General features: G+C 46.9%; 11 protein-coding genes. 8 read left to right on the top strand and 3 right to left on the bottom strand.

Going from position 1 to position 15,960, the window contains the following annotated elements; all coding sequences use genetic code 11:
• The first annotated feature begins 26 nt into the window (after positions 1–26).
• The 8 genes from pstC to HGP28_RS03830 all read left to right on the top strand — a co-directional run bounded on the left by pstC (position 27) and on the right by HGP28_RS03830 (position 10,817).
• Complete coding sequence (gene pstC, locus HGP28_RS03795) at positions 27–1,469, top strand: phosphate ABC transporter permease subunit PstC (protein WP_168835130.1); 1,443 nt, start codon at positions 27–29, stop codon at positions 1,467–1,469.
• A complete protein-coding gene (gene pstA / locus HGP28_RS03800; RefSeq protein WP_168835131.1) occupies positions 1,462–2,799 on the top strand; it encodes a phosphate ABC transporter permease PstA in 1,338 nt (445 codons plus the stop codon). Before pstC ends, pstA begins: the two co-directional genes overlap by 8 nt.
• A gap of 284 nt (positions 2,800–3,083) precedes the next feature.
• Positions 3,084–3,824: a phosphate ABC transporter ATP-binding protein PstB gene (gene pstB / locus HGP28_RS03805; RefSeq protein WP_246225552.1), complete on the top strand. Its 741-nt coding sequence runs from the start codon at positions 3,084–3,086 to the stop codon at positions 3,822–3,824.
• Positions 3,825–4,197: 373 nt separating this feature from the next.
• Positions 4,198–5,562 (top strand): molecular chaperone, encoded by a 1,365-nt coding sequence (gene yegD, locus HGP28_RS03810; RefSeq protein WP_168835133.1) that lies wholly within the window; start codon positions 4,198–4,200, stop codon positions 5,560–5,562.
• A gap of 140 nt (positions 5,563–5,702) precedes the next feature.
• Positions 5,703–6,182: a hypothetical protein gene (locus tag HGP28_RS03815; RefSeq protein ID WP_168835134.1), complete on the top strand. Its 480-nt coding sequence runs from the start codon at positions 5,703–5,705 to the stop codon at positions 6,180–6,182.
• An 88-nt stretch (positions 6,183–6,270) separates the two neighbouring features.
• Complete coding sequence (locus tag HGP28_RS03820) at positions 6,271–6,876, top strand: thiol:disulfide interchange protein DsbA/DsbL (protein WP_168835135.1); 606 nt, start codon at positions 6,271–6,273, stop codon at positions 6,874–6,876.
• Positions 6,877–7,080: 204 nt separating this feature from the next.
• Positions 7,081–8,349, top strand: coding sequence for an ABC transporter substrate-binding protein (locus HGP28_RS03825; RefSeq protein ID WP_343033795.1), 1,269 nt, complete (start codon positions 7,081–7,083; stop codon positions 8,347–8,349).
• Positions 8,350–8,381: 32 nt separating this feature from the next.
• The gene (locus HGP28_RS03830; protein ID WP_168835136.1) at positions 8,382–10,817 is read left to right on the top strand and encodes a hybrid sensor histidine kinase/response regulator; all 2,436 of its coding nucleotides are present in this window, start codon (positions 8,382–8,384) and stop codon (positions 10,815–10,817) included.
• 196 nt (positions 10,818–11,013) lie between these two features.
• On the opposite strand, the gene HGP28_RS03835 is transcribed toward HGP28_RS03830, so the two are convergent.
• From HGP28_RS03835 to HGP28_RS03845, 3 genes are read right to left on the bottom strand one after another with little or no spacing between them, the layout of a single operon-like run.
• Positions 11,014–12,216: a sulfate ABC transporter permease gene (locus HGP28_RS03835; protein WP_246225543.1), complete on the bottom strand. Its 1,203-nt coding sequence runs from the start codon at positions 12,214–12,216 to the stop codon at positions 11,014–11,016.
• Positions 12,213–12,704, bottom strand: a complete 492-nt coding sequence (locus HGP28_RS03840; protein ID WP_168835137.1) for a hypothetical protein — start codon at positions 12,702–12,704, stop codon at positions 12,213–12,215. The genes HGP28_RS03835 and HGP28_RS03840 overlap by 4 nt, the downstream gene beginning before the upstream one ends.
• A gap of 42 nt (positions 12,705–12,746) precedes the next feature.
• Complete coding sequence (locus HGP28_RS03845) at positions 12,747–15,944, bottom strand: response regulator (protein WP_168835138.1); 3,198 nt, start codon at positions 15,942–15,944, stop codon at positions 12,747–12,749.
• Positions 15,945–15,960 lie beyond the last annotated feature (16 nt).

Here is a 15,960-nt window from a genome sequence, read left to right on the forward strand (position 1 = left end):
TGTTCATTGCTGCGGGAAATTCGCTAATGATGATTGTATTGTTCGCTCTGTTGGCTCTGAGTAGCGCATTTTGGGGCGCGCAGCAGCGCGCGAAAAAAGTGGCGCGTGGTGCAGGTGGCGTGGAGCAACTTGGCGCGCTACCGAGCTATTATGGGTGGTATGCTTTTTGGTTGACCTTGCTACCCACGGCGGCGATTGGGCTTATTGCCAGTGCCGTCTCTCCCGTAGTGCTGAAAGCGCTGACTTTGAGTCATTTTGCGACATTATGGTCTTTGGCTGATACGGGAATAAGCGCCGAGTTACTTTTTGCTCAGATAAGCGCGATAGCACAGTCAGCGCCTTTACTTGAACCTGCCTTCAAGGAGCAAAGCGCGGTGCTAACTTTGCCAGAAAAATGGCAAATGCTGCCTTACCGCGAGGCCCTAGTTGAAAGTGCGCTTTACTACCAAAGCTTGCGTAGCCAATTTGATTGGGGCATTGCGCTTATTGTGCTCTTAATGCTGGCGACACTACCTGCTTTCGCGCTACGGCAAATATCGCCCCGTTTTCGCGCGCGTCATCACGTTGAAAAAGTGGTGCGAGTGCTGCTGCTGTTGTGCTCACTTATCGCCATATTGACCACGCTGGGTATTGTGCTTTCAGTGCTGTTCGAATCGATACGTTTTTTCCAGCACATTCCCCTCAGCGAGTTTTTGTTTGGCACTCATTGGTCACCGCAAATTGCACTGCGAGAAGATCAACACGCCGCCAGTGGTGCGTTTGGCGCGGTACCACTCTTTGTCGGAACACTGCTTATTACACTCATCGCCATGTGTGTCGCGGCGCCTGTCGGGTTGTTGAGTGCGATATATTTGGCGGAATATGCACCTGAGCGCGCTCGCGCGTATCTCAAGCCGCTGCTGGAAATTCTGGCGGGGGTGCCCACTGTGGTGTACGGATTTTTTGCGGCCTTGACCATAGCCCCATGGATTCGGCGCACTGCAGAAAGTTTTGGTGTCAGCTCTGCCTCCTCAGAAAGTGCGTTAGCGGCGGGTTTGGTGATGGGCGTTATGATCATTCCGTTTGTTTCATCACTTGCTGATGATGTGATTCGCGCAGTGCCGCAAGATCTGCGTAACGCATCACTGGCCATGGGCGCAACTCGTTCGGAAACCATCAAGCAGGTGGTGCTGCCTGCCGCATTGCCAGGCATTGTTGGTGGCTTGCTGCTGGCAATTTCACGAGCAATTGGCGAAACCATGATAGTGGTTATGGCTGCAGGGCTAAGTGCCAACCTTACCGCAAATCCACTCGAATCCGTCACAACGATTACGGTGCAAATTGTCACCTTGCTGGTGGGCGATCAAGCCTTTGACAGCCCGAAAACGTTAGCGGCATTTGCTTTGGGACTCACTCTATTTGTGGTGACCTTACTGTTAAACGTGGTTGCCTTGCATATTGTGAAACGCTATCGAGAACGTTATGACTGATGATCCTTTATTAAATTTGGCGCGCACCAAGCAAAGTCGACTGCAGCAATCATTAACCAAACGTCGGCGAGCAGAGCGACGCTTTCGTTATTTGGGTATGGCCGCTATCGCCAGCGCATTGTTGTTTTTAGTGGTGATGGTTGGGGCGATAGTTAAAACGGGAGTTGGCGCGTTTTGGGTCACTCAAGTTCGGTTTGAGTTTCCGCTCAGTGATACCACGATACCAAGTGATGCAAGACAAATGATCCGCGCCACGCTGCGCAATCAATTTGGTGACGTTACATCAAGAGCCGAGAGGCGGCAGCTTTATCAAATGATATCGCCAGAGGCCGAATTTCAACTCTCTGATGCTATTGCCAGCGCCAAAACTCGACCGGACGCAACGCGATTAACTCTGTGGCTACCCGCAGGCGATCGGGTCAATCAATATCGTCAACATCACGCCTTCCAATCGCAGGCTACAAATGAACACTCGCCCAGTTCGCACGGTGATACTGTGGCTAAAAAGGCCGCTACATCGCAACAGGTAAACGCGATACCACTCACGCAAAAACAGATCCAATGGTATGGCATTTGGCAAGAGCAGCAGCGTGTGCGCATGGCGTTTAATTGGGCGTTTTTCACCTCGGGTGATAGTCGCAACCCTGCTGCTGCGGGTATCGCAAGCGCCTTTGTGGGATCGTTTTTGACCTTGCTGACTACGCTGGTGCTCAGTTTTCCGATTGGTGTGGGCGCGGCGATCTATTTGGAAGAGTACGCGCCGAAAAACCGAATTACTGACTTAATTGAAATCAACATCAATAACCTTGCTGCTGTGCCCTCCATCGTGTTTGGGCTGTTAGGATTAGCCATATTTCTCAATGTATTGGGAATGCCACGCTCAACGCCACTTGTGGGGGGATTGGTGCTCACCTTGATGACGTTACCCACGATTATTATTTCAAGCCGCGCTGCGTTAAAGGCGGTGCCACCATCGATTCGTGATGCGGCGTTAGCGATGGGAGCTTCGCGCACTCAGACGGTGTTTCATCATGTGGTGCCCTTAGCGCTCCCGGGGATGTTAACAGGATCGATAATCGGTATGGCACAGGCATTGGGTGAGACTGCGCCACTGTTAATGATTGGCATGGTTGCCTTTATCGTTGAAGTGCCGCACGGTTTGCTCGATGCCGCAACGGCATTGCCAGTGCAAATATTTTTATGGTCAGAAAACCCCGAACGCGGTTTTTCTCAACTGACGTCGGCTGCCATCATGGTGCTGCTGTTATTTTTATTTTTGATGAATGCCTTTGCGCTGTTTTTGCGGCGTAAGCTTGAAAGGAAGTGGTAATGAAACAAAACCGCCAGCCAGTTCAACCCAGCGCCGCTGGGCATCGTGCAACGTCCGTCGGCGCGGATGCGTCGAGCCTTGGTGTGTCTGAGTCTCATTTGGCGCACTGTCATGGCGCGAAAGCGCCGCTTGGACAAGAGACAAAAACGAGTGCTTCAACGGAAGATATTCGCGTGATTGAGCCAACGTTAATTGGCGAGGGAGGCGCATCTGCCGCTGCGTTAGAGCACGAGTTACTCGTTAACCATACGACAATTGGGCATACCCAAAGCGCCGACCCTGCAATGAGAGCGACAGAGGTGAGTGTTTACTATTCGGATCAGCAAGCTCTCAACCGTATTGAGCTGGACTTAGGTAAGCGTGAAGTGCTCGCGATGGTCGGCCCATCGGGATGTGGCAAGTCGACCTTCATTCGCTGTTTAAACCGAATGAACGACACGTTACTAGGGTGCAAGGTGCAAGGGCACCTCGAACTTAATGGGCAAGATATTTATTCAATGGAAAAAGAAACACTCCGCGCACGAGTCGGTATGGTGTTTCAAAAACCCAATCCGTTTCCCAAATCGATTTATGACAATATCGCCTATGGACCAAAACTTCATGGTTTGGTTGAGTCTAAAGACGAACTGGATGCGGTCGTCGAGTCCTCTTTGCGCAAAGCGGGGTTATGGAATGAAGTGGCGAGCCGGCTGCATACCCCTGCGACGGGACTGTCAGGTGGCCAACAGCAGCGGCTTTGTATCGCACGTACTATTTCTATCTCACCCGAGGTGATCTTAATGGACGAGCCTTGCTCTGCGTTAGATCCGATTGCAACGGCAGTTATTGAAGAGCTGATCCTCGCGCTAAAAAATCATTTTACGATTGGCATTGTCACCCATTCGATGCAGCAGGCGCAGCGTATTGCCGACCGCACTGCCTATTTTCATCTTGGTCAGTTAGTTGAAGTGAATCCAACCGAGCAAATGTTCGCTCAGCCGATCCACCCTTTAACGCGAGGTTATCTCGGTGGGCGCTTTGGTTAATATTTTTCTTGCCCTGATCTAGTAGACAGCTGGTATACCCAAATAACCTAAAGATGTGCGGTTCAGCGAGAATGACTTGGCTTGTCAGTGAGGCGAGGATTTGATGATTGAGTGGTTCTCAAGCGAAAATCGTCAACAAAGCTGATGAGCCAAGGCAGCTCGCCCGTCGGGAGCCAAGCACTGAACTGATGGCCGCGTTAAACAACTTGAAAATAGACTCGCTATTTCGCCGCGTTGTTTGCCTTGCTCTCAGCCCAGTGAGTTGGCTCTGAACCCTGCATCTTGAGGTCATTTGGGTATAAACTCTCTCTTTTGTGGTGAAGCGATGAAATCAGGTTACGCTTCACCAGTGAGCTGTACGATGAGGTAAGTGATGGCGATAGGTTTTGATTATGGTACGGCAAATTGTTCGGTGGCCCATGTTGTTGATCAGCAGGTGGTGCCGATCCCTTTAGTGGGCGATCAGCGATACATTTCATCCACTTTGTGCGCGCCAACGGCCGAAACCGTGTCGGAATATCTGTTTCGCTGTTTGAATATTCGGCCTAGCGATGCCACCGGAGAGCTCGTCTTGCGCCGTGCGATTGAGCTAAATCGTGAAGAGGGCCTTGAGGTACGATCTGACGATGTGTTGTTTGGTATGCAAGCGTTGGATCATTACCTTGAAGATCCGAAAAACGTCTATTACATCAAATCACCAAAATCCTTTCTTGGTGCGATGGGGTTGCGGGATGTTCAGTTGTCGTTTTTTGAAGATTTGGTGTGCGCCATGATGGCCAATATCAAAAGTCGAGCAGAGCAGCATCTTCAACGTGATATTAGCGAAACCGTTATCGGTCGTCCGGTCAATTTTCTAGGGCGTGGTGGTGAGCGTTCCAATCAGCAAGCGGAAGGCATTCTGCGCCGAGCGGCAACTCGAGCAGGTTTTAAGTCGATAGAATTTCAGTTTGAGCCGGTTGCCGCAGGTTTAGAATATGAGGCGACATTAACCACGGCGCAGAATGTGCTTGTGGTGGATATTGGTGGCGGTACAACAGACTGCTCGATGATCCAAATGGGGCCGCAGTGGGTCGGAAAAACCGCGCGCGATGAGACGTTGTTGGCTCACACAGGGCAGCTTGTGGGAGGGAACGATCTTGATACCCACATTGCGTTTCACAATTTTATGCGTGAGTTTGGGTTGGGATCAAATGGTGGTAAAGGTGCGGACATTCCACAAACCCAATTTTGGAACCCGATTATGATCTCTGATGTCCAAGCCCAGCGGACGTTCTATTCTCGAGAAAATTTGCAACATTTGCAGCGCATGCTGAAACAGTCCACGACGCCCCATTATTTGCAGCGATTGATCGCGGTTCATCAAGGTGCTTTGGGTTATGGCATTGTGCGAGAGGCGGAAAAAGCAAAAATTGCGCTTGAGCAGAGCGACTTATATTGCGCGCATTTGAATTTATTGATTGAGCAACTTGATATTCCGGTGGCTCGCAGTCATATGGAGGCGGCACTTGAAAAGCCAGTGAGCAAAATGGTCGCGTTAGCGAAAGAAGCCATTACGCAAGCTGGAATACAACCTGACGCGATTTTTATGACCGGAGGCTCGGCACGCTCTCATGTCCTGCGTGAGGCAATGACCCATGTTGCACCAACGACGCCGATTGTCAGTGGTAGTTATTTTGGCTCAGTGACAGCGGGATTGGCGCGCTGGGCTAAAAACTGTTATGGTTCATCAACAATGTAATAAAATTGTTAGATAAATTATCGAAGCCTCGACCAACGTCTCTTTTTGTCGCTACCATTGAGCATGATAAATAAGCGTGTTCAGTGATTCACACAGTGTGATGCTGGGGCCATTTTGACCTTATAAGGATTTTGAGCTTAGTGAGTAATGCAAACCGACACTGCCGCACTTCAAGACTACCCCAATTTTGGTGTGGCGCGGCGGTTTTTGCATTCGTTAAAGGGATTCGACTCTCGCCAATGGGCGTGTTCACGATTGGTGCGATGTTATGTTTGAGTTATCTCGCATCAACGACTCATTTCTCCTTGGTAAACGGACATCACTCGCAATGCGAAAGTGTTGGAATAGCGAGTTCAGAGGCGCCCGATTTTCATGATTACTTTAGCCGCAGTGTTCGGCAAACATCGCTTTTTATGCTGGGTGCTTTGCCCAGCGATGAGCGCGTAACAGCAGAGGCGCATTGCTCCTCCAGTTGCTCTCAGAAAGCCACGCTTGCCAGCGCGCCAGCGGCACCTTATTTTCACCGACCTCAATATGCAGCGATTATTTATCATTCTGCAAAGCGCATTCAAGGGGTATTTAGAACGCTTTTTCGTCCTCCGAAAAAAGTCAGTCGATGACATTTCCTATTTGATACTGCCGTGTTGTGGCCTTTGGCTATGCAGCACCGCATTTAAGAATCGATTGAATTATTAAGGACATATTTCCATGCTAAAAAAAATCTGGCTTGGCGCCATCACGCTCATTATCACTCTGAGTGCGCAGGCTGCGCAATTTGAAGAAGGCAAACATTACACCGTCATTTCTGGTCAAACAAAAGCGGTGAATCCGGTTGTGACAGAGTTTTTCTCCTTTTATTGCCCGCATTGTTATCAATTTGAAGGGGTGATAGCGCAGTTAAAACCTCAACTTCCAGATGAAGCCAAGCTGCAAAAAGTGCATGTTTCTTTTATGGGAAACAGCATGGCAGTGCCGATGGCAAAATCATACGCAACCATGGTGGCGCTCGGTGTTGAAGAGACGATGGTCCCTGTGATGTTTGAACAAATCCATGTTAAACGTCAAGCACCTAAAGATGAAGCTGCGCTGCGTCAATTGTTTGTGGATTATGGTGTCGATGGCGCTAAGTTTGATGCTGCGTACAATAGTTTTGCTGTTAACTCGATGCAAAAACGGTTTGATAAAGCGTTTGAACAAAGCCAGTTATCTGGTGTGCCCGCTGTTATGGTAAATGACAAGTACATTGTAAAAACAGAGCACATCACAACGTACGATGAGTACAATCAATTGGTCAACTATTTGCTCACTTTGTGAGGCAGTTGTCAGTTTGCTATTTTAAGCGGTCTTTGGGCCGCTTTTTTGTCTTTTGCGGCGCGTGTTTCAAGGTCACGTAGGTATAAGCGGGACATTGAGCCTCACATTTTGGCCATCAAGTTATCTCAATAAGCAATTATGTGCATTTAATTTTGCTCAGTCGCTATAGTTATATAGTGACCGAACAAATTCAGGAGCCACATAGTGAGAAACTGCATAGCAAGTGCGCAGAATCAGTATCTATTGCGTGTTATAGGGGCGATAAAACTTGGGGTAATCTTTTGTTTAACCGCATTGCCTCTTCCTCACGTTCATGCTTTTTCAATTTATTTTGATGCAGATAGAACCTCGCATCTTGCCTCTGCGTTGGCAATTGAGCAGGGATTTAAAGTGGCGCTGGCACAAAATAGTAACCAACTGAATGGGCGACCAATCCAATTTGTCACGCTGGATCACCGAGGAAACGTGCTGCGTAGTAAGCGTAATATGGATGCGTTTTTGGCTGATCCTGATGCACTAATTTATGTCGGTGGGTTGCACTCTCCGCCGCTTATCAAATATCGCGAGTTTATTAACCAGCAAGGAATTCTTACGCTCGTGCCTTGGGCCGCAGGGGATCCGATCACTCGTTACCCATCGCCGAATAATTTTGTTTTTCGCCTTTCAGTTGATGACTCTAAGGTAGGAAAAATTTTATTTGATTATGCGTTAAGTCAGGGATGTAAAAGTCCGCATTTGCTGCTTGAAGAGACCGGATGGGGAAAATCCAATTATAAGAATATGAATTTGGCTGCTGAATTGCGCGGTCAAGATCGGCCTAAAGTGACGTGGTTTTCATGGGGGATCAATGAAGTGGATGCGCGGTTGATAATGAAAGATTTAGTGAATAGCCAAGCGCAATGTATTTTGATGGTGGCGAATGCTCGAGAGGGCGCGCTGCTCGTCAACGCTTCGGTGGCGATTGACAGTCGATTGCCGTTATATAGCCATTGGGGTATCACTGGCGGTAATTTTGCCAAGAATGTCTCTTATGAGATTCGAGAGAAAGCGCAGTTGCGCTTTATTCGGTCCTGCTTTAACTTTTACAGCTCTCCAGAAACGCCCATTAGTCGCGCTGTGTATCATCAAGCGCAGCAACTTTTTCCTCAGCAATTTGTCGATAAAAATATTGCCGCTCCCGCGGGGTTTGTTCACGGTTACGACCTGGGGAAAATCGTTGTTGCGGCAAGCCAGTCAGTCATTTTCACGTCTGATATTGTTGAAAATCGAAAAAGGCTTAAGCAGGCGTTAGAGACGTTTGATGCACCGGTGGATGGTCTAATAAAGAGATATCAGCAGCCATTTAGTGTGTTTAGCGTTGAAAATCGTGATGCGCATGAGGCGCTTGGGCCAGATGACCTTTGCATGGCATTTTATGACACCAATAATGCGGTCAAACTGTTATCGAGCGCTAAGAGTGGGGCGAATAATTAATTCAACGCCAGAGCCAATAAGCAAGGAAAGAGATGACGCGCAAAAAGAGTGGTTTCCAGCTATTTAGTCTGTTTGTTTTACTGTGTGCCGGTATTTTTATGCTGGCAAGTTCGCTTTTTTTGCATGATCAAGCGAAAAAAACCACTGAAATTATTACCGAAGAAGTGCTCGGGATACAATTAACTACCGTAGAGCGTTATCTTTCTGAGCTGATTAATGCCCATGACGAAGCGGCAAAGCGCATGGCGAAGCATCCGGCGGTGGTGAGCGCTATGTTGGCTGGAGCAAATGATCCTGACCACCTTGCTGACATTTTACTCAAGCTAAAGTCACCCAATGTTCCCACTCAGATCAATTTATACAATTTTGCGGGTGGATTGGAGTATGCGGAGATCCCAAATAATGACCGCATGCTCGAGCACGTTAACGCGATGCGTAGTAATGAAGCCTTTTTTATTTCAACCCAATATTCTTTTTATCGAGATGCCCATAGTGAATATTTGGTGATCACAACACCGCTACTTTATAACGGATATGAAGAAGGTGTGCTGGTGTATCAAGCTCGCTTGCGCAGCGATCAACAATTGAGCAATCTTGCCCAAAGTGACCATCATTGGTTTGGGATCAAACAAGCACGATTTGGCTGGGAGCCTAACTTGCCTGTGGGCTGGGACTGGCAAGAAAAACCACTGGCTCAATACGATATTTCACTTAAATACGCCAGTTCACCGAATTTCCACCAACAAACTGAGAATGCCTTGATGTGGCGGCTATTTTTAGGCGTATTTTTTGCCACTTTAGTGACGGTTGCCGTCGTTTATTTGTTGGGGCAGCGAGTCTTAGTCTCACCTTACCAGGCGCTCTATCAATCGGAACAGACGCTGGAAAAGCAGGCAAAAGTGTTACGAGCACAAGCGGCTGAGTTAAAAGCGCGTGAGGCGGAGTCGAATCGTTTGGCGCGAGTGGTGAAAAATATGCGTGATGCGGTTGTATTTACTAACGCTCAAATTGAAATCACTTGGGTGAACAATTCGTTTGAAAAAATGACCGGATATTCTCTTGAAGATGTGAGAGGGCGAAAACCCACCTTGCTTCAAGGCCCTGAAACCGATCCCAAGGTGAAGCAAGCTATCAGTCAATGTATTGATGCTCGTGAACACGGTTTGTTCGAATTGATTAACTACAGCAGCAGCGGGCAAAAATATTGGCTCGAACTTGCACTGACGCCGCTATATGCCCGCAATGGCCAACACGAAGGGTTTATGGCGGTGGAGCGTGATATAACCGAGCGCAAAGATTTGCAAGCCCGCCTTGCTCGGATCGCAAAAGAAGCGCAGTCAGCAAATTTAGCCAAAAGTCGTTTTTTGGCATCAATGAGCCATGAGTTGCGCACGCCAATGAACGGGATTCTTGGTGTTGGTGAAATTCTTGCCAATTCGGCGTTAAATCGAGAGCAGCGTGAGCTGGTTGAGACTTTGGTCGGTTCGGGCAAGCACATGCTCTCGGTTTTGAATGATATTTTAGATTTTTCTAAAGTAGAAGCAGGTAAACTGGAAGTACATCCTGTGGCTTTTGCGTTGACCGATCTTGCGGTGCGGTTACGCTCTATTTACAAAACCTTGTGCGATGAGAAGGGATTAGAGTTCACTCTGAGTATAGAAGCACCTTCCGATTTGTTGTGTGTCGCAGATGAAACTCGAATAATGCAAATGCTGCAAAACTTACTCAACAATGCATGGAAATTTACTCAGCAGGGACACATTGAGGCGAATATACGTTTGGTTTCTGAGCAAGGTCGTTATGCACTTGATATTACAGTGACGGATAGCGGCATTGGTATTGATAACACAAAACTTGCCACCATTTTTGAGCCGTTCTCACAAGCTGAGAGTGAAACGACTCGGCGATTTGGTGGCTCGGGATTGGGGCTCGCAATTGTGTATGAATTAGCCAAAATCATGCAAGGTGATATAAGTGTTGAAAGTCAGATTGGAGTTGGCTCTCAGTTTCGTTTGCATTTGCCTGTCACGGTGCAAACTCAGCAGGTAAGTAGCGCCGCTCTCACCAATCATAAGTTTGATGGTAGTGGATTGAGCGCCCTGATTGTCGAAGATAATCGAGTTAATGTGATTGTATTGAAAAAATTTTTAACCGCGCGTCAATTCCAAGTTGAAACGGCAGAAAACGGGCAGGTTGCCGTCGATAAGGTGAAGCGCCAAAGTTACGACTTGATATTGGTGGATAATCATATGCCAGTTATGGATGGCTATGAGGCCGTGTTACAAATTCGCACGTTAGCCAATGGACAAGATTCGGTGATTATTGGCTGCACGGCTGATGTCTTTGAAGAAACTCGAGTCAAATTACTCAATGCAGGTTGCGTTGATGTGATAACCAAGCCCATCAGTGGTGATATTCTTGATAAAACTCTTAGTGAGCATTTGACCTCGGCTTCGATACCCAAGTAATTTCAAATTTTATACCTAAACTAGGTGACGCTGCGGGTAGGCGGCAAATGAGCAAAGCCTCTGAGCACTTCGTGAACAGAGGCGAACTATGTGATGAGGTTTGTGAGAGCCTACCCCTTACTTTGTAACGAAAGCGCTGTAGCTTCAAGTGGAAAGGATATAACACTGACCTGGGTATACATTGAATTCCCTTTTCCTAAAAAACAAAATTAATCATCACAGTATAGAGATCCGCGTCTTTTTTCGAAGGGGACTCAACAAATGATCCTCGACCATCGTCTGCAAAAAAACGCTGCCACTCAGCATTCAGCGAAATGTAGTAGTCAATATCATACCGTATACCAAGTAAATAATTTTCACCGGATTTTTTATCGTTCTCACCATATTGCTGACTGTAATAAAAATAAGGAATAACGGCTTGCCAATGATATTGAACACCGGCATACCAAGAAGACAAATACCGATTTTTTTGCCCCTCAAGCGTGATTGTAAACGGGTCGAATTCATATTCAGCGCCGAGTGAGAAGAGATCGATTTCAATATCTTTTTCGTGCATGCGTAATGTCATTGGCACAAGTGTCTGTGGATTATCAGAACTCGGGAGAGAAGCTTCGATAAGAGTGGTTTGATCAAATTTGGAATGCAGGTACGCAAAGTTCCAGCGATAGTCATCCGCACTATATTGCAAATTGGCACCAAAAAGCGTTTTGGTGGTAAATTCAAGCTTGGTTGTGGGGTTAAAGTCCACTTTACTCGTATCATGAAAGCCAACAAAGGGGGTGATAGCCAGTTGGTTATCACCAATGTCAGTTACCCAGCGTAGGCTTAGCCCATTATAGGCAGTGATTCCTAGAATACTGTTATAAACTGCGTCGTTAGGCCGCGCCGGGGTGTAGGCTTGGCCAACGTAGTAGTACTCTGAAATTAGGAACAGGGGTAAACGCAGTCGACCTGCTGCAAATTCAAATGGGTCCATATCTAAGCTAAGGTAAGCCCATTCCAATTTAGGATCGCTCCAATGATCTTGTGGGCGTTTCACCAGTTGCAGCGATGCTTTAATGTCTGAAAGGTAATAATCGAGTTGAAGACCGAAGGTAGTGTCGTAGTGAAAACACGATTTATCACCGATGTCACGATTGATCAGCAAAGGCGTGGAATTATTTGATTTTGCCCAAGAGGTTGAACCAAAGCCACTCAGCGAGAGATTTTCGGTTAATTCAACCGCCGCTAAAGTGGGTGACGCAATAAGATAGAATGCAATCGAAACAGGTGCTAAATAACGGAACTTTGTTAAGAGAAGCTCGCTGTCCCGATGGTGTTTAATGCTCGCTTTGACATTTTGTTTTTCGAGAGAGCCTACAGGGTTTTTCGTGCATTGATTAGGCTTTATTTGTTTCATTGGTTGCCTACCTCTAATCGAAATAATACGGTTGCGTCAGTAGGCACCTTAGTCAAAGGTGCGTAGCCGATGCGATTGGGCTCTGCAGCCATCCAAGTCAGTAACGCGTTAATATTATCGCCTTTCAGTTCTTTGGGCGGGCGCGCTTTGCCTGAGAAAGACAATGCAGCCCAATAAGCATTCATTTGAGCCAAATTTTTTCCGAGTAGTGCTTGATAAAAATCCTCGCGTACTAAGCTGTTTTTTGGCCAATCTGCCAGCTCAAATTTATTGCCATCAAGACGTTTTGTTTTTCCACGGAATAATTTGCGCGCTTTGCTTTTATTTAATTCAGAAAAATGGGCATCCAGAGTGAAAATAACGTAATCCTCAGAGATGTAAGGCTCGGTGGACCAACTCGCGGCGCTGTAGCTAGCAAATAGCGCTAACCCAACAATACAACATGTGTTTGTGACATAGCGTATCGATTGACGTATCGTTGTTTTCATACTCTTGGTTTTCCATATCGTACCAGCGCAACAACGGCTGGCTTAACAAGCAATGGATTGCATTTGATGTAGCAAGACATCCCGATTAACGGGTTTGGGCACATAGGCGTCCATTCCAGAGTCATAGCAGCGCTGAATGTCATCATCAATGACACTCGCGGTGAGTGCGATAATCGGTGTTTTGGCAATCCCCTTTGATTGCTCATAGAGGCGGATCTCTTTTGTTGCCTCAAACCCATCTTTTATTGGCATCATGCAATCCATTAAAATCACATCGTAGTCATGGTTATCTAAATACATATCCACCGCAATTTTACCGTTGTCAGCGATATCAAACAGATAGCCCGCTTTCGCTAAATGTAAGCTGGCGACTTTCTGATTCACGCGATTATCTTCAACCAGCAAAACGCGCCGAGGTGTTTCGGTTAACTCTTGTGGTGCCGGCGAAGGCGACTTCGCTTCTGTTGGGCGATTGCCCGCCGTACTTATTTCGTCGTTGAGGTGCTCGCTGCCTGAACATAAACGCGCATTCGTGTTCGTTGAACTGTCAGCATGCGGGTATTGAGCTGCGGCAAAGGTTTGTGTCATAGGGCCAGAAGACTCAAGCAAACTGGTGATTTTTTCATTAAGCACTTTACCTTTGAATGGTTTAGGAACGTAATCGTCCATGCCCATATCAAAGCAGCGCTGCACATCATCATCAATCACACTGGCAGTAAGGGCGATAATTGGCACTCGGCGCTCGGTATTGTGTTCTTTTTCATAAGCGCGAATGCGCTTGGTCGCTTCAAACCCATCCATAACTGGCATCATGCAATCCATTAAAATGAGTGCGTAGCCTCCTGCGGTCAGCTGCATTTTTATTGCTTCTGCACCATCATTGGCAATATCGTATTCAAACCCCAATTTTTTGACGTGGAGCGCAGCGATTTTTTGATTAATTTTATTGTCTTCAACAATCAAAATACGCTGTGAATTGGGTTCAGCGGTGATCTGTTTAGCCTCAGCTTTATGCTTTTGTTCATTGAGGCAATGATCAATTGCTTTAAGCATGCGCAAGCCAAGCAAAGGTGCGGTAACTAGGGCGGAAACGCAGGTACCAAGGTCATTATTTTTGCTAGAAAAATCTTTAACAAGACAGATTCCGGCGCCGCTGTCAGTCAGTGTTTGCAATTGTTGCTTTAGATGCATTGCGTGATCAGCGTGGCTTTCCGCAAACAGCAGCACAGTATCAGGTTGATTTAGTCGCTCTTGATTGAGCAAGGCTAAGTTTGGTGCGGTAGCGACAAGGTTAATGTTAAAAAACGCTAATTCGTTGGTGAGGCGAGCTGAAAGTTCATCATTATCACATACTAGGTAAGCGTTACGCTCCCGCCCCGCAGTGACTTGGTAATCTTGTTGCTCAATTGGCAATGTAAGAGTGAAATAAAACGTGCTTCCTTGGCCTTTGATCGAATTGAGCTGAATATTTCCTCCCATCAATTCAACCAGTTGAGTACTGATTGCCAAACCAAGCCCGGTTCCACCAAATTGTCGAGTTGTGGAACTGTCTTCTTGCGCGAAAGGCTCAAAAATCTTGGCTTGCTGCTGCTTATCGATACCAATCCCGGTGTCTTTGACAGAGAATGTCACGGTCACAGCTTCTACTGTTTGGTCTTCTATTTTCATTGCCAGCTCAACCGCGCCAGACTCAGTAAATTTGACGGCATTGGACGAAAAATTCATCACGATTTGATGCAAACGATGGTCATCAATCATAGTGCGATAGGGGATGGCACCGTCAAAGCTAATTCTAACTTCAACCCCTTTTTCACGCGCTTTGGGGGCGATAATTGCCGCAATATCGTAGAACGATTCACGCAGATTGGTTGAGTGTGGGCTGATCAGCAGCATGCCTGATTCAATTTTGGAAAAATCTAGAATGTCATTAATTAGGCTGAGTAGCAGTTGTGACGAGGTATCAATCGTATCAACATAATCTCGCTGGGTTGCCGTAAGGTCGGTATCGGCAAGAATTTCGGAAATGCCAATAACGCCATTGAGTGGCGTTCGAATTTCATGTGACATGTTGGCAAGAAAACTGCTTTTCGCTTTACTTGCTTGGATAGCGGCATCTTTTGCTTCTTCAGCGACCACTTTCGCTTGACTCAAACGTTCGTTTGCTTCTTGGCGTTCAAGGGTCAACCGTTCAACCTCTTGCGCAAATTGGCCAAGTTCGTCACCTGTCTCCGTTAGAGCCTCAAAGTGATGAGTGGTTTTAGCACTGCGTAGAAAACTTAAAATTGTCGTCAAGTTTCGCGTCATGCGATTGGCTAATTTTATCGCCAGTAACGTGAAGAGCAGAACGAGAACAATAACCATGGTTGAGAACATAGCAATGCGCTGCTGCGCACTGGCGACGGCCGCATTGATAGTTTGAACCAAGTCATGTTCGATAATTTGGTTTACGCCTTTTAAAAGCGCCAACCGCGCATTGAGCGCTTTCGTTCCTTCCACAATAGCCGCATCGGATAGGGTTTGTCTTGATGAGAGTAATTGGCTGCGAAATTGATAACTGTCACTGAAGGCGTCATCAGCAAAAATGTCAAACATGAGATTAACTTGGTTGGCATTGGCATTTAGGCTAATAAAACGTTCAATGAGCCATTGCTGCCGCTCTGCAAGCGATTGAATTTGATCGGCATAAGCAAAGCGTGTCATCAACTCTGTGATGGGCGATGCCATCAGCTCTTGAACATAACGTGCTTCTTCATTGGCCCAAAAGGTCAACCATTCAATTTGAGTCAGCGCATGCAAGTTCTGCGTGACCTCGAAAGGTACGTGTGACAATGTTGTTTTTTCTAAATTTAATAACAGTTGATTGTAAGCATCGGCTTGCCACTCTTGGGCTTCAATTCGCTCATCAAGTTGAGCTGCGGCCATTCCCTCTTTGGCTTCAAACAAGGTTGCCAATTGCGACAAGGATTGCTCTGCGTCTTGATTAAATAAGATATTTGTCTCAGAGCGGAACGTAGCTACGCTATTGGTGATATTTTCTGGCGGTGCAGATTGTAAGTACGCCTTGGCAATCTGCGTTAAATAGCTCGAATAGGCCGTTGCTTTTTTGAGCTCTTGCGTTTGTTCGGCAAGGGCGCGAATTTCATACAACGCAAGCCCAAGCAAAATGGCAATGGGCATAAGTACCAAGGCAATGAGCTTTTGACGAACGGAAAATCCTGCTTTTCCAACGCTATTATCCATAACACAAGACCTTTAT

Origin of the sequence: Vibrio agarilyticus, from assembly GCF_012641465.1 — a bacterium.
Classification (GTDB): Bacteria; Pseudomonadota; Gammaproteobacteria; order Enterobacterales; family Vibrionaceae; genus Vibrio; species Vibrio agarilyticus.

Coding starts and splice junctions, on each gene's coding strand:
- HGP28_RS03835 (WP_246225543.1), bottom strand. CDS start 12,216: ATGAAACAAATAAAGCCTAATCAATGCACGAAAAACCCTGTAGGCTCT.
- pstC (WP_168835130.1), top strand. CDS start 27: ATGATGATTGTATTGTTCGCTCTGTTGGCTCTGAGTAGCGCATTTTGG.
- pstB (WP_246225552.1), top strand. CDS start 3,084: ATGAGAGCGACAGAGGTGAGTGTTTACTATTCGGATCAGCAAGCTCTC.
- yegD (WP_168835133.1), top strand. CDS start 4,198: ATGGCGATAGGTTTTGATTATGGTACGGCAAATTGTTCGGTGGCCCAT.
- HGP28_RS03845 (WP_168835138.1), bottom strand. CDS start 15,944: ATGGATAATAGCGTTGGAAAAGCAGGATTTTCCGTTCGTCAAAAGCTC.
- HGP28_RS03830 (WP_168835136.1), top strand. CDS start 8,382: ATGACGCGCAAAAAGAGTGGTTTCCAGCTATTTAGTCTGTTTGTTTTA.
- pstA (WP_168835131.1), top strand. CDS start 1,462: ATGACTGATGATCCTTTATTAAATTTGGCGCGCACCAAGCAAAGTCGA.
- HGP28_RS03840 (WP_168835137.1), bottom strand. CDS start 12,704: ATGAAAACAACGATACGTCAATCGATACGCTATGTCACAAACACATGT.
- HGP28_RS03820 (WP_168835135.1), top strand. CDS start 6,271: ATGCTAAAAAAAATCTGGCTTGGCGCCATCACGCTCATTATCACTCTG.